The organism is Paraburkholderia panacisoli, assembly GCF_008369935.1.
Taxonomy (GTDB): domain Bacteria; phylum Pseudomonadota; class Gammaproteobacteria; order Burkholderiales; family Burkholderiaceae; genus Paraburkholderia; species Paraburkholderia panacisoli.
Genome location: NZ_VTUZ01000001.1, coordinates 23,338 through 43,134 on the forward strand (window position 1 = coordinate 23,338; position 19,797 = coordinate 43,134).

A 19,797-nucleotide genomic window follows, 5' to 3' on the forward strand; every position below is an offset into this window, starting at 1 on the left:
TCATTACACGCGCCCGCAACCGGCGCATCGCCACCATGCAACATTTCGCGTCCGACAACTACGCCGGCATCTGCCCCGAAGCGCTCGACGCGCTGATCGCCGCCAACAACAGCGGCCACGAGCCGGCCTACGGCGACGACTCCTGGACCAATCAGGTCTGCGACCGTCTGCGCGAACTGTTCCAGACCGACTGCGAAGTCTTCTTCGTGTTCAACGGCACGGCGGCCAATTCGCTGGCGCTCGCGTCGCTGTGCCAGTCGTACCACTCGGTGATCTGCCACGAGCTCGCGCATATCGAAACCGACGAATGCGGCGGTCCGGAATTCTTCTCGGGCGGCTCGAAGCTGCTGACCGCGCCGGGCATCGGCGGCAAGCTCACGCCGGACGCGATCGAGGCGCTCGTCACGCGCCGTGCCGATATCCACTACCCGAAGCCCAAGGTCGTCACGCTGACGCAATCGACGGAAGTCGGCACCGTCTACAGCGTCGAGGAAGTGCGGGCGATAGCGGCGATCGCCAAGCGGCGTCATCTGAAAGTGCATATGGACGGCGCGCGTTTCGCGAACGCGGTGGCGGCGCTGGACGTGCATCCGTCGGAGATCACGTGGCGCGCGGGCGTCGACGTGCTGTGTTTCGGCGGCACCAAGAACGGCTTGCCGGTGGGTGAGGCGGTGGTGTTCTTCGACCGCGCGCTCGCCGACGATTTCGCTTACCGTCTGAAGCAGGCCGGTCAACTGGCTTCGAAGATGCGCTTCATTTCGGCGCCCTGGCTCGGCCTGCTCGATAACGACGTCTGGTTGCGCAATGCGCGTCATGCGAATGCGATGGCGCAATTGCTGCAAACGCGGTTGCGGGAAATTCCCGGCGTGAGCATCATGTTCGAGCGGGAATCGAACGCGGTCTTCGCGCAGTTGCCGCCGCAGGCCGCGAAAGCAATGCGCGCGCGCGGCTGGAAGTTCTACGAGTTCATCGGCGCGGGCGGTTGCCGGCTGATGTGCGCGTGGGACACGCAGCCGGAGACGGTCGAGCGTTTTGTGACTGAAGTGCGTGACTTGTGTGCGGCGTGAATGGGTTGAGAAGCGGCGGGCTGGCCACATAGAAGACAGCGCGCAAAACACCGTCAGACGACACAAACGACACAAACGACACAAACGAGACGCCCCCCACGCCATGACCGAATACCGATTTTGTCCGCGCTGCGCCACGCCGTTGACCCAGCGCGCCGATCCCGAACACGAAGGCGGCCGCGTCCGCCAAAGCTGTCCCGATGCCGCATGCGGCTATGTCCACTGGAACAATCCGCTGCCGGTGGTGGCGGCGATCGTCGAATACGAGGGCAAGATTCTGTTGGCACGCAATGCCGCGTGGGCCGAGGGCATGTTCGCGCTGATCACCGGCTTCCTCGAAAACGGCGAGACCCCGGAACAGGGCATCGCCCGCGAGGTGCGCGAAGAGACCTCGCTGCACGCGGAGACCGTCGAACTGGTCGGCGTGTACGAGTTCATCCGCAAGAACGAGCTGATCATCGCGTATCACGTGAAGGCGTACGGCACGATCGCGCTGTCGCCGGAGTTGCTCGAATACCGGCTGGTCGAGCCGGCAAAATTGCGGCCGTGGCGGGCGGGCACCGGCCAGGCGCTCGGCGAATGGATGCGGCGGCGCGGCTTGCCGTTCGAATTCGTCGACCGGCCGGGGCAATAGGCGACGCGACAAACCGGGCAGCAACGCAGGCAGAGAACCACGCAACCAGGCACGTAGCAAACCACGCAACGAGTGCGGCGCAAAGCGGACCCGCGAGCTGCAATCGACGCACCGCGCACCAGCCGCTGCGCACTGCTTCGCTCGATGCGCCGGTCAACGAGTTCACGTTCGGGGAGAAGCAACGCATGGCCTACATCTACTACCTGACTCACATCCATCTGGGCTACGACACCTTGTCGCAACTGCCGTCGGAATGCGCGCGGATCGGCATCAAGCGGCCTTTGCTGATCAGCGACAAGGGCGTGGTGGCGGCAGGCATCGTCCAGCGCGCGCTCGACGCGTTGAAGCTCGGCGACGTGCCGCTTTTCGACGACACGCCGTCGAACCCGACCGAGGCGATGGTGCTGGCGGCCGCGCAAAGGTATCGCGACGAAGGCTGCGACGGGTTGATCGCGGTGGGCGGCGGTTCGTCGATCGATCTGGCGAAGGGCGTCGCGATCGCGGCCACACATGATGGCCCGCTCACCCAGTACGCAACGATCGAAGGCGGCAGCGCGAAGATCACCGAAGCCGTCGCGCCGCTGATCGCGATCCCCACCACGGCGGGCACCGGCAGCGAAGTCGCGCGCGGCGCGATCGTGATTCTGAACGACGGCCGCAAGCTCGGCTTTCACTCGTGGCATTTGTTGCCGAAATCGGCGATCTGCGACCCCGGTCTCACGCTCGGCTTGCCGCCGGGCCTGACCGCGGCGACCGGCATGGACGCGATCGCGCACTGCATCGAAACCTTTCTCGCACCGGCCTTCAATCCGCCCGCCGACGGCATCGCGCTGGACGGGCTGGAGCGCGCGTGGGGCAGCATCGAACGCGTCTGCGCGGACGGCAGCGATCGTGAAGCACGCCTGAACATGATGAGCGCGTCGATGCAAGGCGCGATGGCGTTCCAGAAAGGACTCGGCTGCGTGCACTCGCTGTCGCATCCGTTGGGCGGTCTGAAGGTGAACGGCCGCACGTCGCTGCATCACGGCACGCTGAACGCGGTCGTGCTGCCGGCGGTGCTGCGCTTCAACGAGAGCGCCGCCAGCGTGATCGCCGAGCGTCGCTACGCGCGGATGCGTCGCGCGATGAATTTGCCGGAGCGCGCGGATCTCGCGCAGGCGCTGTTCGACATGACCGCGCGGCTCGGCTTGCCGACTGGGCTCAAGCAGATGGGCGTCGACGAAAGCATGTTCGACAAGGTCGTGCAGGGCGCGCTCGCGGACCATTGCCATCGCACGAATCCGCGCGAAGCCACGGCCGACGACTACCGCCGCATGCTGACCGAATCGCTTTGACGACCCCCCACCGCCGAACGCCCACGCTCTCATGAACAAACCCGCCCCAGCCCTCCGCGCCGCGTATCCGCATTTCCTGCCGATCACCACCCGCTGGATGGACAACGACGTCTACGGCCACGTGAACAACGTCGTCTACTACAGCTATTTCGACACCGTGGTGAACGAGTATCTGGTCCGCGCGGGCGTGCTCGACTTCGAGCATGGCGCGACGATCGGGCTGGTGGTCGAAACGCATTGCAGCTACTTCGCGCCGCTGGTGTTTCCCGAGCGCGTCGAGGCGGGTTTGCGGGTGGCGCGGCTGGGCACGTCGAGCGTGCGCTACGAAGTGGGGCTCTTCAAGGAAGGCGACCAGCAACCCGCCGCGCAGGGGCACTTCGTGCACGTGTACGTGGACCGCGTCACGCGCCGTCCCGTGAACCTGCCCGCCGATCTGCGCGCGGCGCTCGAACCGCTGAGCGCCGCCGTGCAGGCGGAATAGGCGCGTGCAGTCGTTCGTCATCAATCTGCTCAACGGCGTCAGCTACGGCCTGTTGCTGTTCATGCTGTCGGCCGGCCTGACGTTGATTTTCAGCATGCTCGGCGTGTTGAATTTTGCGCATGCGAGCTTCTACATGCTGGGTGCGTACGTGGGCTTCTCGGTGGCGGCGCGCGCCGGGTTCTGGAGTGCGCTGGTGATCGCGCCGCTCGTCGTCGGTCTGCTCGGCGCGGCGCTGGAGCGCTGGCTGTTGCGGCGCGTGCGCGTGCATGGCCATTTGCCGGAATTGCTGCTGACGTTCGGCGCCGCGTATCTGCTCGGCGAACTGGTCAAGCTCGGCTGGGGCTTGAACCCGCTTTCCGCAACGATTCCGCCTGTGCTCGACGGTCCGTTGTTCACCCTTTACGGTGCGGCTTTTTCGCGCTACCGGGCGTTCATGATGGCGGTGTCGCTGGCGATGCTGGCGGTGTTGTATGCGGTGCTGCGCGTGTCGAAGGCGGGGCTGATCGTGCGCGCCGCGCTCACGCACGCGAGCGCCGTCGAAGCGCTCGGCCACAACGTGCCGCGCGTGTTCACCGGGGTGTTCGCGGCCGGCACGGCGCTCGCCGCGCTGGCCGGCGTGATCGGCGCGCCGCTCTTCGTGATCGAGCCGGCAATGGCCGAGTCGCTCGGCTCGATCGTGTTCGTTGTCGTGGTGATCGGCGGCCTCGGCTCGTTGAGCGGGGCGCTGGCGGCGTCGCTGCTGGTCGGCTGCGTGCAGACGCTGGCCGTGGCGAGCGACGTGTCGCTGGGAGACGTGCTGGCGATGCTGGGCGCATCGGTGCCGCCCGAATGGGATGCGCTGACGCTCGCGCAACTCGCGCCGCTGATTCCCTATCTGCTGCTCGTCGCGATGCTGGCGCTGCGCCCGCGCGGGCTGTTCGGGCGGCACGACGATCATGCGTAAGCGAGGCGGGGCGTCTGAATCGTCCACGACGTCGGCGCTGTCGACTGCGGCGCCGGCAACCTCCGCGCGGTCCGCGGCGCCGGCCCGCGCGCTGTGGCGCGCTCTCGCGCCATGGCTCGCGCTCCTGCTGTTCCTCGCCGTGCCGCCGTTCATCTGGCCACAAAGCTGGCTGCTCGCCTACCTCGCGCAGAGCGCGACGATGATCGTGTTCGCGCTCTCATACAACCTGCTGCTCGGCGAAACCGGACTGTTGTCGTTCGGTCATGCCGCTTATGCCGGGCTCGGCGCGCTGGCCGCCGCGCAGGTGTTCAACCACAGCGGCGTGCCGCTCGCGCTGCTGCCGCTGGTCGGCGGGCTTGGCGGCGCGTTGTGGGGCGTGGTGTTCGGCTTCATCTCGACGCGGCGCGCCGGCACCGCTTTTGCGATGATCACGCTCGGCCTCGGCGAACTCGTGGTGGCGGCCGCGTGGGCGCTGCCCGACTGGTTCGGCGGCGCGGCGGGCGTGGCGATCGATCGCACCAACGGGCCGCCGCTCGGCAGTTGGCGCTTCGGTCCGGCGCGCGAGGCCTACGCGTTGATCGCGCTATGGTGCCTGCTGGCGAGCGCGGCGATGTTCGCGTTGTCGCGCACGCCGTTCATGCGGCTGGCGAACGCCGTGCGCGACAACCCGGCGCGGGCCGCGGCGATCGGCTGCTATCCGCGCCGCGTGCGCTATGGCGTGGTAGTGTGGTCGGCGTTCTTCGCGGGCATTGCGGGGACGCTGGGGCTGATCAATATCGAACTGGTGTCCACGGAAAGCGTCGGCATGGTGCGCTCGGGCGCGGTGCTGATCGCTACGGTGATCGGCGGCCCGGCGGCGTTCTTCGGGCCGGTGGCGGGGGCGATCGTGCTGACGTTTTTCAGCGTCGTGGTCGCGAGCGTCACGCGGGCGTGGCTCTTTTATCTGGGGCTGTTTTTCGTTGTCGTCGTGGCGGCGTCGCCGGATGGGCTGGCGGGCTTCGTCGAGCGGCATGCGGCGCGCCTCGCGACGTATGGCTGGCGGCGGTGTCGCGCGGTTTATATATGGAGCGCGCTTGCCGTGTCGGTGTGGTGCGCGGCGCTCGTGCTCGCGGTGCAATGGGCTTACGCCGTGCAGTTCGGTGCGGACGAGGGCGCGGTTTTCAGCGTCGCGGGGGTGTCGCTGGAACGCGCTACGCCTGCGCTTTGGCTCGGCGTCGTGGTCTTTTTGCTGGCCGCGTTGGGTGCAGTCGCCGCGCGTTACGCCAGTCGCGCGCGAGCGCGTGTTGCCGATCGGTCAAGTGCGACGCAAACAGCCGGAGCCCGCCGATGATCCCAGCTCTCGCCCTCTACGGCATCGAAAAGCGCTTCGGCTCGACGCGGATTCTGCGCGGCGTCGATCTCTCGGTCGAGCCCGGCGAGCGCCACGCGCTGATCGGGCCGAACGGCGCGGGCAAGTCCACGCTGTTCAATCTGATCGCCGGCGGCACGCGGCCGAACGCCGGGCGCATCGACCTGTTCGGCGCGGAGATCACGCGCCTCGCGCCAGCTGCGATCACGCGTCGGGGCCTCGCGCGCAGCTTCCAGAGCACCAGTGTGTTCGCGCGGCTCAGCGTGTTCGACAATCTGCGCTGCGCGGCGCTGCTGGCCGAGCGCAAGCGCGCGCGCTGGTGGCAGCGCTTCGCCGGCTCGCGAACCGTCGACGCCCGCGCCGAACAGGTGCTCGATGCCGTGGGCTTGAGCGTGCGCCGGGACGTGTGGGCCGGCACACTCAGCTATGCCGAGCAGCGCGCGCTCGATCTCGGCATTGCGCTCGCCGGCGGCGCGCACACGTTGCTGCTGGATGAGCCGACCGCCGGCATGAACCGCTCGGAAGCGGCGCGCGCGATCGAACTGATACGCGAGGCGACCGCGGGCCGCACGCTGCTGATGATCGAGCACGACATGGATGCGGTCTTCGCGATCGCCGACCGGATTTCCGTGCTCGTGCAGGGGCGCGTCATCGCGAGCGGCGCGCCGGCCGCGATTCGCGCGGATGCGGCCGTGCGCGACGCCTATCTCGGCGCGGGCTTCGGTGCGGGGTTAGGCACATGAGCGCGTTGCTCGACATTCGCGCGCTGAACGCGTGGTATGGCGCGAGCCAGGCGCTGCACGGCGTCACGCTGCGTATCGAGCCCGGCGAAGTGCTGGCGCTGGTCGGGCGCAACGGCTCCGGCCGTTCGACGCTCGCGCGCGCGATCATGGGTCTCGTGCGCAGCGAGGGCGAATTGCGCTTCGCGGGCCGTTCGCTGGACGGTCTGCGCACCTTCGAGATCGCGCGCCTCGGCCTCGGCTACGTGCCCGAGCATCGCGACGTGTTTCCGTCGCTGAGCGTCCACGAGAATCTGCAACTCGGCGTCGCGCCGCGCACTCGCGGCCGCACGCCGCGCTTCACTTTCGACGACGCTTACGCGCTTTTCCCGGTGCTGGGCGAGCGCAAGCGCACGCGCGCCGGGGTGCTGTCGGGCGGCGAGCAGCAGATGCTGTCGCTCGCGCGGGCGCTGCTCGGCGATCCCGATCTGCTGGTGATCGACGAGCCCGGCGAGGGTCTCGCGAGCCTCGTGATGCAGCAGGTCGCCGGGTGTCTGCGGATGCTGCGCGAGCGCGGCGTGGCGATGTTGCTGATCGAGCAGCGCCTCGTGATCGCGCAGCAGATTGCGAGCCGGGTCGCCGTGATGGGGCATGGCGAGATCGTGTTCGACGGCGAGATCGCGGCGTTCCTGACGCGCTCGGATGTGATGCGGGAGTGGCTGGGCGTCGGCTGAGCGGCGCTGTTCAGCTGGCCTTGCTATGGCATTGCCGAATGCGGGTTGTGGGTCGTTTTGAGTGTGGATCTGGCCGTCAGCAATATCAGAGTATCGGCGCGACGGCAGGGCATTGCACGGCGAGTTTCTACGAAACGCGCCGTGCAAGAGGAATAATCAAGCATCCTTATTAATGATCCACTCATGCGCCGGATCGTTGCGGAAATGCCAGACCCGCTGCCCACCGGCCATCACGTTCAAATAGTACGAATCGTACCCATACGGCACGACCACCGGATGATAGCCGCGCGGCACCATCACGACATCGTGATCTTCCACCGCCATCGACTCGTCGATGTCGCGCATGTCGGTGTACACGCGCTGAAACGCGAAACCCTGCGGCGGATCGAGCCGGTGATAGTAAGTCTCTTCGAGCGAGCTCTCGTGCGGGACGTTGTCGGTGTCGTGCTTATGCGGCGGATAGCTCGACGCGTGTCCGCCGGGCGTTCTGACTTCGACCACCAGCAGCGATTCGGCGGGCTCGGTCTGCGGGAGAATATCGCACACGTAGCGCGTATTCAGTCCTTTGCCGCGCGTGGAGCGCTTCATCGACGCCGGCTCGATCAGCCGCGCCGGATACTCGCCTTTAGCGGGCGCGCTCGCCACGCCGATCTCGGCGTCGCGACACGCGCGCACCGTCGCGCGCACATTGGGCGGCAAATACACCGCGTACGGCGCGGCATCCTCGAACACGCTGTCGCGCGAGCCGAGCGAACTCCACGTGGTGTCGGCGGTTTCGATATCCACCGTGCCGGTGAGCACGACGATGCACACCTCGCGCGATGCTTCGAGCACATGCACGACTTCGTTCGCGCCCAACCGGTACGCGGCGAATCCCACATAGCGCCAGCATGCGGACTGCGGCGTGACTCGCGCGATTGTCTGGCCTTCGCGCTGCGCCTTCACCAATAAACTCATGCTGCCTCCTGCACGTTTGTGTCGGGAGCGTCGAGCGGCGCATCGACCAGCGCGCGCAACGTCCTATAGCCTTTCTGTGCGTACTCGAACGACGGCGCCACCACCGGGTCCTGTTCCGCTTCGACCACCAGCCAGCCGCTGTAACCATGCCGCTTCAGCCGGGCAATGATGGCCGGAAAATTGACCGCGCCGTCGCCGGGTACGGTGAAGGCGCCGGCGATCACCGCGTCGAGAAAACTCCAGTTGCGATTGCGCGCCAGTTTCATCACGGCGGGGCGCACGTCCTTGCAATGCACATGGCACACGCGCGCGATGTGTTTGTCGAGCACGGCGAGCGGATCGCCGCCGGCAAACGTGATATGCCCGGCGTCGAACAGCAGGCCGACCGCGTGGCTGGTGCGCGCCATCAGTTGATCGACGTCGGCGGGCGTCTCGACATATGCGCCCATGTGATGATGATACGCAAGGCGCACGCCGCGGGATAACGTATAACGCGCGAATTCGTCGACGCGCGCTGCGTACGCGGCCCATTGCGCGTCGCTGAAAAAACGCGGCCGTTGATAGAGCGGCTGCGGCGCGCCCTGAATCGAATCGGCGACTTCGCCATACACCATGGCCGTCGCGCCGTTCTGCGCGAGCAGTTCGAGATGCGGGCCGACCGACGCGATCTCGTCTTCGACGCTGCGTTGCGCGAGCCGCCCGGAATACCAGCCGGACACCAGCGCAAGATCGTATTGAGCGAGCAGCGTCTTCAACGCCTGCGGTTCACGCGGAAACTTGTTGCCGAGTTCGAAGCCCTGATAGCCGATCTGGCGGCCTTCGGTCAGCGCCACATCGAGCGGCGTCTCGCCGCCCAGCGACGTCAGATCGTCGTTCATCCACGACAACGGGTTGATGCCGATGCGTACGTCGAAAGCAGTCATGCGAGCGTCCTCATTCGTGATCGAGGTGATCGGGGGTGCCGGTGTGATCGGGGCGGCCGGCGCGATCGTCCGACGCGGCCGGCGCGGAGCGCGCAGCGAGCTGCGCGTCGTATTTCGCGCGCGCGTCGCGCACGGCATCGCGCGGCGAGACTTCCGGCACGGCGACTTCCCACCACCAGCCGCCGTCGTCGGTGGTGCGGGCCGGGTCGGTATCGATGCTGACCACATAGGTGCGATCCGCGGCGCGCGCGCGTTGCAGCGCGGCTTCGAGTTCGGCGACATTGGCGACATGTTCGGCTTGCGCGCCGAGCGCCCGAGCATGCGCGGCGAAGTCGATGCGCGGCGCGCCGAGCGGGCCTTGCACGCAGTTCTCCAGCAGGTTGTTGAACGGCGCGCCGCCGCATGCCTGTTGCAAACGGTTGATACAACCGAAGCCGCGATTGTCGAGCACCACGACGATCAGCTTCGCGCCGAGCATCACCGAGGTCGCGATCTCGCTGTTCATCATCAGGTAGCTGCCGTCGCCGACGATCACGATCACGTCGCGCTCGGGCCGCGCGAGTTTCACGCCGAGTCCGCCTGCGATCTCGTAGCCCATGCACGAATAGCCGTATTCGACGTGATAGGCGCCTGGTCTGCCGGCGCGCCACAGCTTGTGCAATTCGGCGGGCAGCGTGCCGGCCGCGCACACGACGATGTCGTCCATCGCGGAGCGTGCGCTCGAACGCTGCACGGCGCCGATCACGTCGCCCTCGTAAGGCAGCACCGCATCGCGTTGCGGCGCATGCGTGAGCGTGCTCACCGTGTCGCGCCAACTGGCCGCGAGCTTGTGCGCCCGCGCGGTCCAGGTGCGCTCCGCATGCCATCCGTGCAGCGGCTCGGCGAGCGCTTCGAGCGCGAGCCGCGCGTCCGCTTCGACCACCCGCGCGCGATGCTTGAGGCCGTCGAATGCGTTGGCATTGATGGCGATCACGTCGGCTTGGGTGAACAGCGTGTTCGAGCCGGTGGTGAAGTCCTGCAGGCGGGTGCCGATCGCGAGCACGCAGTCCGCGTCGTGCGCGAGCGCGTTCGCGGCCGGCGAGCCGGTCACGCCCAACGCGCCCGCATTCAGCGGGTCGTTCCAGGCGAGCGCGCTTTTGCCGGCCTGCGTTTCCGCGACCGGGATGCCGTGACTGGCCGCGAAGCGGTGCAACGCATCGGTCGCGCGGCTGTACAGCACGCCACCACCGGCGACGATCAACGGACGCTTCGCGTGCCGCAAACGCGCGCAGGCGGCCTCGATCTCATCGACGCGCGGCGCGGGCGCATGCAAGCGGACCACGCGCGGCGCGAAGAAATCGGCGGGGAAGTCCCATGCCTGGGCTTGCACGTCTTGCGGCAACGCGAGCGTGACCGGTCCGCACAGCGCGGCGTCGGTCAGCACGCGCAGCGCGCGCGGCAACGCGCTCAGCAATTGCGCCGGATGCACGATGCGGTCGAAGTAGCGCGACACAGGTTTGAACGCGTCGTTGGCGGACACGCCGCCATCGTTGAAATCCTCGACCTGTTGCAGCACCGGATCGGGCGCGCGCGACACGAAGATATCGCCGGGCAGCAGCAGCACCGGCAGACGGTTCACATGCGCGAGCGCCGCCGCGGTCAGCAGATTGGTGGCGCCGGGTCCGATCGATGTCGTGACCGCCATCATGCGCCGGCGGAAATGCGCCTTCGCAAACGCGATCGCGCTGTGCGCCATCGCCTGTTCGTTGTGCGCGCGCAGCGTGGGCAACTCATCGCGATGCTGATATAGCGCTTCGCCCATCCCCGCGACGTTGCCGTGACCGAAGATTGCGAAAACGCCGCCGAACAGCGGCTCGCTGCCGCTGCCGTCCTCGGTCGTCACGCGTTGCGCCGCGAGATAGCGCACCAGCGCCTGCGCGGTCGTCAAACGGAGGGTGCCTCCCGAGGCCGCGCGCGTCTGGGTGGCGTCGTTCGCGGACGCCGCGTCGTGATGCAGTACGCGCTGATTCATGCCGCCTGCTCCTGATGTACATGATTCGGTGTGCCGGCTTGCCCGGCGCTCGCGCCACGCGTCGCGCGCCATGACGCGACCAGCGTTTCGAAGGTGCGGCGCACGCGCGCGATCAGTTCGTCGTCGCCGATTTCTCCGGCGAGCCACGCATGGCTTGGCTCGTGGAAAATCGTTCGGCCCACCGTGAAGCCACGGCACGTGGCCGATTGCGCGGCCGCGCGAAAGCCCTCGTTCAACTGCTCGACACCCGCCGACAAACCGAGCAGCACGACGCCCCGGCAATACGGATCACGTTCGGCGATCAGCGCGTCGACGGCGCGCCATTGCGCGGCGTCCATCGGTTCGAGCTTCCACCACTCCGGATAAATGCCGATGTTGTACAGGCGCTTCAGCGCGCGATACACGATGTCCGGCGCTTGCGGCAGATGCGCGTGCTTCGGCGGAATCACTTCGAGCAGCAATTCATGGCCGCTCGCCTGCGTCGCGTCGTAGAGCGCGCGCAACTGCGCTTCCTGTTCGAGCCGCTGTTCGATGGGCTCGTCGGGATGGAATTGCACGAGGCATTTGGCGACATGCTCCTGCGGCCACGCGATCAGCGACGTGCCGATCGAGCGGCCGTGATCGAACACCAGCGGCACCGAGCCGGGCAGCTCGACCGGGCGGCCGATCCACCAGCCACGGCCGGTGGCGGCGTTTAACGCATCCTGGCCGTAGCGGTCGTCGATCAGTACGCCGATGCGGCCCTGCAAGCCCAGCGCGCTCTCGGTCTGTGCGACGGCTTCGACGAACAGGCCCTTCAGGCGCGCGATGCGGGCTTCGTCCGCGCCGGTTTGCTGCGCGAGTTCGAAGAACTGGTTGCGATGATCGAACGCGAAGCCGAGCACTTCGCGCCACGGTTTGCGCGCGGGCGACACGCGGTGCAGGCGCGCGAGCGTCGCGTCGCGATCCGGGCGGCGCATCCGTTGCGGATCGGTTTTGGCTTCGCGCAGGAAGTAATCGAGTTCGGCTGGTGTCGGCATGGCGGGCGCGCAGCCGTGCCGCGACACGACCAGCGCGCCGCTCGCATTCGCGGCGCGCGCGCATGCTTCGAGCGGCTGATCGCGCAGCCAGCCGGACAGGAACCCCGATGCGAACGCGTCGCCCGCGCCGAGCACGTTCAGCACTTCGACTTCGACGCCGCCGTGAATCGGCGCGTCGTCCAGCGATGCGGGCACCTTGCCGTCGATGATCTGGCAGCCCAGCGGCCCGCGCTTGAGCACCAGCGTGGCGGGCGTGACCGCGCGCACCATCGCGAGCGCTTCGACCAGTTCGGTCTTGCCGCCGGCGATGCGAAACTCTTCTTCGGTGCCGATCACCAGATCGAACAGCGGCAGGATGCGCTGCAAATGCGCGGTGACGCCCTCGCTGGCGACAAAGCGCGTTTCGCCGTCCGCCTTGCCCGTGAGTCCCCACAACACCGGGCGGTAGTCGATATCGAGCACCGTGCGCACCTGATTGCGGCGCGCGTACTCGAGCGCGCGGCGGCTCGTGCGGTTCACCTGTTCGGTGGAGAAGTGCGTGCCGGTAATCAGCAGCGCCTTCGACGACGCGATGAACGCCTCGTCGAAATCCGCTTCGTCGACGGCCATGTCCGCGCAGTTTTCGCGGTAGAAGATCAGCGGGAACGTGTCGCGGTCCTTCAGGCCGAGCAGCACCAGCGCGGTCAGCCGGTCCTGATCGACCCGCACGCGGCTGACGTCGCACCCCTCTTTGGTCAGCGTTTCGGTGAGGAAGCGGCCCATGTGGTCGTTGCCGACGCGCGCGAGCATCGCCGACGCCAGCCCGAGGCGCGCGCAGCCGAACGCGATATTCGCCGACGAACCGCCGAGATACTTCGCGAAGCTCGACACGTCTTCGAGCCGCGCGCCGACCTGCTGCGCGTACAGATCGACGGCGAGACGGCCGAGACACACGATGTCGCGGCTGCGGCCCGGCGCGAAACGTCCGCCGGCCGCCGAAGCCGGGGCCGGCGTGGTCCCGCTGTTTGTGCTGGAGTGATCCATGAATATCCCTGAATAGCTGAACGCGGTTCGCCGGCAAGCCAGGCGCCGGCCGACCCGCGCGAATCGATCAGATCGTCGCGCCTTCCAGTTCGCCGATCATCTTCTGCATTTCGGCGCCGCCGGCCATCATGTCGAGCACTTCGTCCTTGCTGATGGTGTCCTTGGTGAACGTGCCGAGCGATTTGCCGCGATTGAGCAGCGTGAACGAATCGCCGATCGGATACGCGTGGTGCACGTTATGCGTGATGAAAATCACCGAGATGCCTTTGGCGCGCGCCTTGTGGATCAGCTTCAGCACGTTGAAGCTCTGCTTCACGCCGAGCGCGGCGGTCGGCTCGTCGAGAATCAGCACGCGCGCGCCGAAGTGAATCGCCCGCGCGATCGCGAGGCATTGGCGCTCGCCACCGGACATCGTGCCGATCGGCTGATGCGGATCGCGCACGTTGATGCCCATTTCCGCGAGCTTGTCGCGCGCGGTCGTGGCGCTGGTTTCGAGGTCCATCACGTTCAGGAAACCGAACAGTTTCTTTTGCGGCTCGCGTCCCATGAAGAAGTTGCGTGCGACCGACAGCAGCGGCACCAGCGCCAGATCCTGATAGACGGTCGCGATGCCGATATCGAGCGCGTCTTTCGGCGACGTGAAACGCACCGGCTTGCCGTCCACCCGGTAGATGCCTTCGCTCGGCTGGTACACGCCTGCGAGCGTCTTGATCAGGGTCGACTTGCCGGCGCCGTTGTCGCCGAGCAGGCAATGCACTTCACCGCGTTTGAGCTTGAGCGTGATGTCCTTGAGCGCAATGATGTTGCCGAAATAGCGGCTGACGTTTTCGAGCGACAGGATGTAGTCGTCTTCGGTCTGTTCGAGGGCGGTCATCATGAACTCCTTGTCTTAGCGAGACGCCGCGACGCGGCTGCGCACGTAGTGGTTGAACAGCACGGCGAACAGCAGCATGACGCCAAGGAACACCCGGAACCAGTCCGAGTCGACATTGGTGTAGGTGATGCCGATTTGCACGACACCGAAGATCAGCGCGCCAAAGCATGCGCCGACCACCGAGCCGTAGCCGCCGGTGAGGAGCGTGCCGCCGATCACCGCGGCGATGATCGCTTCGAATTCCGCCTGCAAACCGCGGTCGGCCGCGGCCGAACCGATGTCGCACACTTGCAGCACCGCATACAGACACGAACAGAACGCGGTCAGTACGAACAGCGAGATCTTCACGCGCCGCACCGGCACGCCGACGTTCTTGGCCGCGTTGGCGTCGCCGCCGACGGCGAAGATCCAGTTGCCGAAGCGGGTTCTCGCCAGCGTGAACGCGCAGACGACAGCCAGCGCGAGCCACCACAGCAGCACTTTGGGAATACCCGGCACGAGCGGCATGCCGTTGTCGAGCATTTTCACGAGGCCGATGTGGCCCAGCCAGGCGAACAGACCCCGGAACGCGACCCCCTGGAAGAGCGTATGCGCCAGCCAGTCCTGCCGCGCGACGTCGCCGACGCCGGAGATGATCGTGCGATCGGCGAACATCACCGACAGCGCCAGCGTGAGTCCGCGCAGGATGAACAGGAAGGCGAGCGTGACGATGAACGACGGCAGCCGCGTGCGCATCACCAGATAGCCGTTGAGTGCGCCGAGCAGCATCGAGCCGACGAACGCGAACACGATGGCGAGCCAGATCGGCCAGTGGAAATACATGGTGGGCAGCGCGACCATCATGCCGGCAAAGCCGATCATCGAGCCGATCGACAGATCGAATTCGCCGGCGATCATCAGCATGCAGGCGCCGACCGAGATCAGACCCAGATAGGCCGCGACTTGCGACCAGTTCATGACGCCGTCGAGGTTGAACATCCCCGAGTTGCCGGCCGCCACGCCGAACACGATGAACACCATCGCGGTGCCGGCTAAGGCGGCGAATTCCGGCCGATTGAGCAGATGCCGGAACCACGATTCCTGGCGCACGCGCTCGTCGGCGCCAACGGATGGCGTAGCTGAAGCCGGCCCCGACGGATCCTGCGGATCAGTGGGGGGCTGCTTGCGGTGATGGGGATGGAAAAGGTTGGCGACACCCATTGAAGCTCTCCTTGATACGCCAGCGGGCGGCTGGTCGATGCAAACCCGCGGCGTTTGAAGCACCTGAATGCGGTACGTAACGCAGAGTGAACGGGCGAGTGCCGGCTAGACCAGAGGCATCTGGCCGGTCCCCACCTGTTTCATGCTTGCCGCCATCGAGGCGGCGCCATCAGCCGATGCGTTGCCTAGCGGTATTGACCTGCGTACTTGAGCACCTTGTCGACATTGGCTTTCGTGATGAAGCCCGGGCCCGAGCCGATATTGCGCGGCCCATAGGAGGGGGCGAGCCCGTAAGTGGCAAGCCGTTCCTTGAATTTCGGATTGGCCTGCAGGACCTCGCGGATTTTGACCGGATCGGTGGTGTGGTTCTTCTTCGCGATGGCCAGCACGGCGACCGGGATATAGCCCTGCAAGTACGGTTGCTGGTCGATCGCGAACTGGATCGTGCCGTCCTGGATGCCCTTCGCAATGTCGCTGTCGAAGTCGAACGTGGCGAACCAGATCTTGCCCGCGAGGCCCATCTGTTGCAGCGCCTTGAGCGTCGGATCGGCCGATAGCGGCCCGAGCGTGAGCACCGCCTGGGTGTCCGGATGATTGCGCAGAAAGGCGCTCACCTTGGACTGCACGCCCGTGGGATCCTGCCCGGCGTCGAGGGTCGAAGTCTTGAAGTCGACGCCGATCGCCTCGGCAAAGCCGCGGCAGCGTTCGAACGAAGCCGGGTTGGTCGCGTAGTGATTCACGCACAGGAACGACTTGATGCCTGCCGCCTTCGCCTTCTCGCCCGCCGCCTTGCCAGCCGCGTATTCAGGCTGTCCGACGTGCATGATCGCGCCGAGCTTCGCACTTTGCTCCTCGGTGCCGGAGTTGATCGTGACGAGCGGAATGTGTTTCTCAGTGACCTTGGAGATCGAACTCTTGAGCACGTCGAAGTCGGCGATCGAAACGATCACGCCGTCGTAGTTGCGCGCGGCGGCCTGTTCGACCAGACGCGCCATATCGGCGATGTCGCCGTTCGGCGGATTGCGGTAGTCGGTCGTGACGTTGAAGTCCTCGTCGGCCTGTTTGATGGCGTTCTTGATGGTGTTCCACCACGAGTCCGAATCCGGCGCGTGGCTGATCAGCACGAAGTGGGCGTCAGCCGCGCGGGCGGCCGAGGCCGCGCCGAATCCCGTCGCCAACGTCAATGCCGTCACCAGAATCCTGAGCGTAGCCTTGCCCTTGCAAAGTCTCATTGTCTCCACCTTTCTCGGTCTGTCGTTATTGAAGGGAGCGTCTGGCGGCGGCTTTCCATCCGCGTACTGGCCGGCGCATGTCCACCGAAGCACCATCGCTCACGACCAAGATTAGGTCATCTTCCGAGGCGTTGCAATGAAAATTTCATGACAAATAAAAATGGAAAATACGTTCCATTTGGCATGAACGCTGCCTATAATCGGCAGCGTCGGAAGGTCGTGCGGGGCTGCCTGGCAAGCGGTTGCCGCAATGCAATAAAGCACTAGAGAGAAAGCCATGGCGGAACCCAGCACCGAAGAATTGCCGAGCGTCGAAGAATTGATGCAGCGCATCGCGGAAAACTACGAGGCGTTGCCGCGGCAGTTGAAAAACGTCGCGACCTACATCGAGCAACACCGCTCCAGCGTGATGGTGGATCGCACCAGCGACATCGCCGCGAGCTGCGGCGTGCATCCGTCCGCCGTGGTGCGCTTTGCGCAGCGCTTCGGTTTTTCCGGTTTCTCCGATCTGCAGGCGGTGTTTCGCCAGGCGTACACGGGGCAGGGCGCGTCGTCGCCGAGCTATCAGCAGAGGATTCGCAAGCTGATCGACGAGAAGCCGGGTGCGTTATCGGGCGGCGCGGTGGCGCGCGAATTCATCGCGGCCTCGCGCGGCGGCCTCGAAGAACTCGAAGCGGGACTCGACGACAAGCAGTTCGACGCCGCGGTGAAGATGCTCCAACAGGCCGACAACATCTACGTGATCGGCGTGCGGCGTTCCTTCCCGGTGGCGAGCTACATCGTCTACGCGTTGCAGCACACGCCCAAGCGCGTGCATCTGGTGTCCGGTTTCGGCGGCATGTACCGCGAGCAGATTCGCAGCGTCAAGAAGGGCGACGTGGTGATCGCGATCAGCTTCGCGCCGTATGGCAAGGAAACGCAGTACTGCCTGCGCGTCGCGCATCATCATCAGGCGAAGACGCTGGTTATTACGGACAGCCAACTATCTCCGCTGTCGCGTTACGCGACCACCCAGCTGTATGTGAAAGAGGGCAGCGCGTTCGCATTCCGCTCGCTGACCAGCACGATCTGCTTGTGCCAGGCGTTGTTCATCGCGCTCGCGTACAAGCTCGAATTGAACGTTGAAGAATCCAAGGACACTGGAGGATACGATGACTGACGCGGTAAAGACGATCGACGTGGCGGTATTCGGTGCGGGGCGCATCGGCAGGATTCATGCGGCGAATCTCGCGCGGCATCCGGGCGTGCGGCTCAAGTACGTGGTCGATGTGAATCGCGACGCCGCCGCGGCGCTCGCCGCCGAGCATGGCGCGCAGGTCGCGGATATCGACGGCGCGATGGGCGACGCCGCGATCGGCGCGACCGTGATCTGCTCGAGCACGGATACGCATGCGGACCTGATTGTCAAATCGGCGGCGCAAAAGAAGCACGTGTTCTGCGAGAAGCCTGTCGATCTGACGCTCGCGCGCGCGCAGGTGTGCGCCGACGCGGTGGAGCGCGCGGGCGTGGTCTGCATGATCGGTTTTCAGCGCCGCTTCGATCCGACTTTCTCCGCGTTGAAGGCGCGTATCGACGCGGGCGAGATCGGCACGCCGGAAATGCTGGTGGTGACGAGCCGCGATCCGGGCGCGCCGCCGGTCGAGTACATCCGGCACTCGGGCGGCATCTTCAAGGACATGCTGATTCACGACTTCGACATCTTCCGCTGGATTCTCGACGACGAAGCCGACACGCTGCACGCCACCGGCAGTTGCCTGAGCGACCCGGCCATCGCGGAGGCGGGCGACATCGATTCGACCGCGGTGACGATTCGCACGAAGCGCGGCCGGCTGTGCCAGATCAATACCGCGCGCCGCGCCGCTTACGGCTATGACCAGCGTTTCGAAGTGCTCGGCAGCACCGGCATGCTGCAGGCGGGCAACGTGCGGCCGACTCAAGTCACCGCGTATTCGAAAACCGAAGTGTCGACCGACGTGCCCGAGGCATTTTTCCTCGAACGATATCGCGCCGCCTACGCGCTCGAAATTGCGCATTTCTTCGACGCGGTCACGCAAGGCAAGCCGGTGCGCACCACCGTGGCCGACGGCCTGAAAGCGCTCGAACTCGCCGACGCCGCGACCCGTTCGTGGCGCGAGGGCCGCGCGGTCAAACTCGGCGAGGCATCGTGATGACGGCGGCAGCGGGGAGGGTCCGTGTCGGTGTGGTCGGTTTGGGGCGGCTCGGCAAACGGCACGCGGAGAATCTCGCGTATCGCGTGCCGGGCGCGGCGCTCGTGGCCGCGTGCAGTCCGCTGGAGGACGAGCGGGCGTGGGCGCGCGACGCATTGCGCGAGCCGCGTCTGTATGGCGATTACGCTGACCTGCTCGCCGATCCCGACGTGGATGCGGTGTGGCTCGTCACGCCGTCGTCGTTGCACGCGCAGCAGATCGTCGACGCACTGCGCGCCGGCAAGCACGTGTTCTGCGAGAAGCCGCTGTCGATCGATCTCGCCGAGTGCGAGCGCGTGCTGGCCGAAGCCGCGCGCTATCCGCATCTGCAGGCGACCATCGGCTTCATGCGCCGCTTCGATCCGAGCTACAAGGACGCGTTCGACAAGATCGCCGCGGGCCGGATCGGCAGGCCGTTCCTCGTGCGCTCGCAGACCACCGACCAGAACGACACCGACGGTTTCTTCGTGCGCTTCGCCGCGACCTCGGGCGGCATTTTTCTCGATTGCACCGTGCACGATATCGACGTGGCCCGCTGGCTGCTCGGCAAGCCGCGCGCGACGCGCGTGTTCGCGGCGGGCGCGGTCGCGCTGCACGAGGGCTTGCGCGAATCCGGCGATGTCGACAACGGCGTGGCGATCTGCGAATTCGAAGGCGGCAAGCTGGCGATGTTCTACGCGTCGCGCACGCAGGCGCACGGCAACGACACGCACAGCGAAGTGATCGGCACGGCGGGCGCGCTCGCGATCGGCCACAATCCGCGCGCGAATCGCGTCGAGATATACGACGCCACGGGCATTCGCAACGAGTGCACGCCGAACTTCTTCGACCGTTTCGAAGACGCGTTCCTGCACGAGGCGCGCGCGTTCGTCGCGGCGGTGCAGGGCGGGGCGGCAGCCCATGTGCAGGCGGGCGCGACGCTCGCCGACGCGCTCGAAGCGACGCGCATCGGCATTGCATTGCGGCAGTCGCTGCAAAGCGGGCAGGCGGTCACGCTATAGCGGCGTGAGCCGCGCATGGCGCGCGCGAACCGGCGCTGCCGCGGCGTGTCCGGCGGCGGCGCGGCGCCTGCTGTAGAATTTGACCCTCTG

Annotated in this window: 18 protein-coding genes; 11 read left to right on the forward strand and 7 right to left on the reverse strand. The window is 66.3% G+C overall.

Translation table 11 applies throughout. The features are described 5' to 3' along the window. Positions 1-35 precede the first annotated feature (35 nt). The 8 genes from FVF58_RS00105 (at position 36) to FVF58_RS00140 (ending at position 7,260) form a co-directional block, all read left to right on the forward strand. Positions 36-1,067, forward strand: coding sequence for a threonine aldolase family protein (locus FVF58_RS00105; protein WP_149667934.1), 1,032 nt, complete (start codon positions 36-38; stop codon positions 1,065-1,067). A gap of 103 nt (positions 1,068-1,170) precedes the next feature. After that, complete coding sequence (locus FVF58_RS00110; RefSeq protein ID WP_149667935.1) at positions 1,171-1,701, forward strand: NUDIX domain-containing protein; 531 nt, start codon at positions 1,171-1,173, stop codon at positions 1,699-1,701. A 185-nt stretch (positions 1,702-1,886) separates the two neighbouring features. Next, positions 1,887-3,035: an iron-containing alcohol dehydrogenase gene (locus FVF58_RS00115; RefSeq protein WP_149667936.1), complete on the forward strand. Its 1,149-nt coding sequence runs from the start codon at positions 1,887-1,889 to the stop codon at positions 3,033-3,035. 31 nt (positions 3,036-3,066) lie between these two features. Then, positions 3,067-3,516, forward strand: a complete 450-nt coding sequence (locus tag FVF58_RS00120) for an acyl-CoA thioesterase (RefSeq protein ID WP_149667937.1) — start codon at positions 3,067-3,069, stop codon at positions 3,514-3,516. A 4-nt stretch (positions 3,517-3,520) separates the two neighbouring features. Next, complete coding sequence (locus FVF58_RS00125) at positions 3,521-4,459, forward strand: branched-chain amino acid ABC transporter permease (protein WP_149667938.1); 939 nt, start codon at positions 3,521-3,523, stop codon at positions 4,457-4,459. Beyond that, positions 4,452-5,789 carry a branched-chain amino acid ABC transporter permease gene (locus FVF58_RS00130; RefSeq protein ID WP_149667939.1) on the forward strand — a complete coding sequence of 446 codons (1,338 nt, stop codon included), beginning with the start codon at positions 4,452-4,454 and terminating at the stop codon, positions 5,787-5,789. The genes FVF58_RS00125 and FVF58_RS00130 overlap by 8 nt, the downstream gene beginning before the upstream one ends. Then, positions 5,786-6,550 carry an ABC transporter ATP-binding protein gene (locus FVF58_RS00135; RefSeq protein WP_149667940.1) on the forward strand — a complete coding sequence of 255 codons (765 nt, stop codon included), beginning with the start codon at positions 5,786-5,788 and terminating at the stop codon, positions 6,548-6,550. The genes FVF58_RS00130 and FVF58_RS00135 overlap by 4 nt, the downstream gene beginning before the upstream one ends. Then, positions 6,547-7,260 (forward strand): ABC transporter ATP-binding protein, encoded by a 714-nt coding sequence (locus FVF58_RS00140; RefSeq protein ID WP_149667941.1) that lies wholly within the window; start codon positions 6,547-6,549, stop codon positions 7,258-7,260. Before FVF58_RS00135 ends, FVF58_RS00140 begins: the two co-directional genes overlap by 4 nt. Positions 7,261-7,416: 156 nt before the next feature. Here the strand turns inward: FVF58_RS00140 and iolB are convergent, their stop codons facing one another. The 7 genes from iolB to FVF58_RS00175 all read right to left on the reverse strand — a co-directional run bounded on the left by iolB (position 7,417) and on the right by FVF58_RS00175 (position 16,499). After that, positions 7,417-8,217, reverse strand: coding sequence for a 5-deoxy-glucuronate isomerase (iolB, locus tag FVF58_RS00145; RefSeq protein ID WP_149667942.1), 801 nt, complete (start codon positions 8,215-8,217; stop codon positions 7,417-7,419). Next, positions 8,214-9,140 carry a myo-inosose-2 dehydratase gene (iolE, locus tag FVF58_RS00150; RefSeq protein ID WP_149667943.1) on the reverse strand — a complete coding sequence of 309 codons (927 nt, stop codon included), beginning with the start codon at positions 9,138-9,140 and terminating at the stop codon, positions 8,214-8,216. Before iolE ends, iolB begins: the two co-directional genes overlap by 4 nt. Before the next feature lie 10 nt (positions 9,141-9,150). After that, positions 9,151-11,151, reverse strand: a complete 2,001-nt coding sequence (gene iolD, locus FVF58_RS00155) for a 3D-(3,5/4)-trihydroxycyclohexane-1,2-dione acylhydrolase (decyclizing) (protein ID WP_149667944.1) — start codon at positions 11,149-11,151, stop codon at positions 9,151-9,153. Continuing rightward, a complete protein-coding gene (locus FVF58_RS00160) occupies positions 11,148-13,193 on the reverse strand; it encodes a bifunctional 5-dehydro-2-deoxygluconokinase/5-dehydro-2-deoxyphosphogluconate aldolase (protein WP_149667945.1) in 2,046 nt (681 codons plus the stop codon). Before FVF58_RS00160 ends, iolD begins: the two co-directional genes overlap by 4 nt. 67 nt (positions 13,194-13,260) lie before the next feature. Continuing rightward, positions 13,261-14,067, reverse strand: coding sequence for an ATP-binding cassette domain-containing protein (locus FVF58_RS00165; protein ID WP_188130665.1), 807 nt, complete (start codon positions 14,065-14,067; stop codon positions 13,261-13,263). 15 nt (positions 14,068-14,082) lie between these two features. Further along, positions 14,083-15,267, reverse strand: coding sequence for an ABC transporter permease (locus FVF58_RS00170; RefSeq protein ID WP_149667947.1), 1,185 nt, complete (start codon positions 15,265-15,267; stop codon positions 14,083-14,085). 185 nt (positions 15,268-15,452) lie between these two features. Continuing rightward, positions 15,453-16,499 (reverse strand): sugar ABC transporter substrate-binding protein, encoded by a 1,047-nt coding sequence (locus tag FVF58_RS00175; RefSeq protein WP_149667948.1) that lies wholly within the window; start codon positions 16,497-16,499, stop codon positions 15,453-15,455. A gap of 277 nt (positions 16,500-16,776) precedes the next feature. Between FVF58_RS00175 and FVF58_RS00180 the strand changes: the two genes are divergently transcribed. The 3 genes from FVF58_RS00180 to FVF58_RS00190 are packed head-to-tail and all read left to right on the forward strand — an operon-like array spanning position 16,777 to position 19,707. After that, entirely contained in the window at positions 16,777-17,658 is an 882-nt protein-coding gene (locus FVF58_RS00180; protein WP_149667949.1) for a MurR/RpiR family transcriptional regulator, read from the forward strand. Further along, positions 17,651-18,667, forward strand: a complete 1,017-nt coding sequence (iolG, locus tag FVF58_RS00185; RefSeq protein WP_149667950.1) for an inositol 2-dehydrogenase — start codon at positions 17,651-17,653, stop codon at positions 18,665-18,667. Before FVF58_RS00180 ends, iolG begins: the two co-directional genes overlap by 8 nt. Continuing rightward, positions 18,667-19,707 (forward strand): Gfo/Idh/MocA family oxidoreductase, encoded by a 1,041-nt coding sequence (locus FVF58_RS00190; RefSeq protein ID WP_149668336.1) that lies wholly within the window; start codon positions 18,667-18,669, stop codon positions 19,705-19,707. The genes iolG and FVF58_RS00190 overlap by 1 nt, the downstream gene beginning before the upstream one ends. Positions 19,708-19,797: the final 90 nt, after the last annotated feature.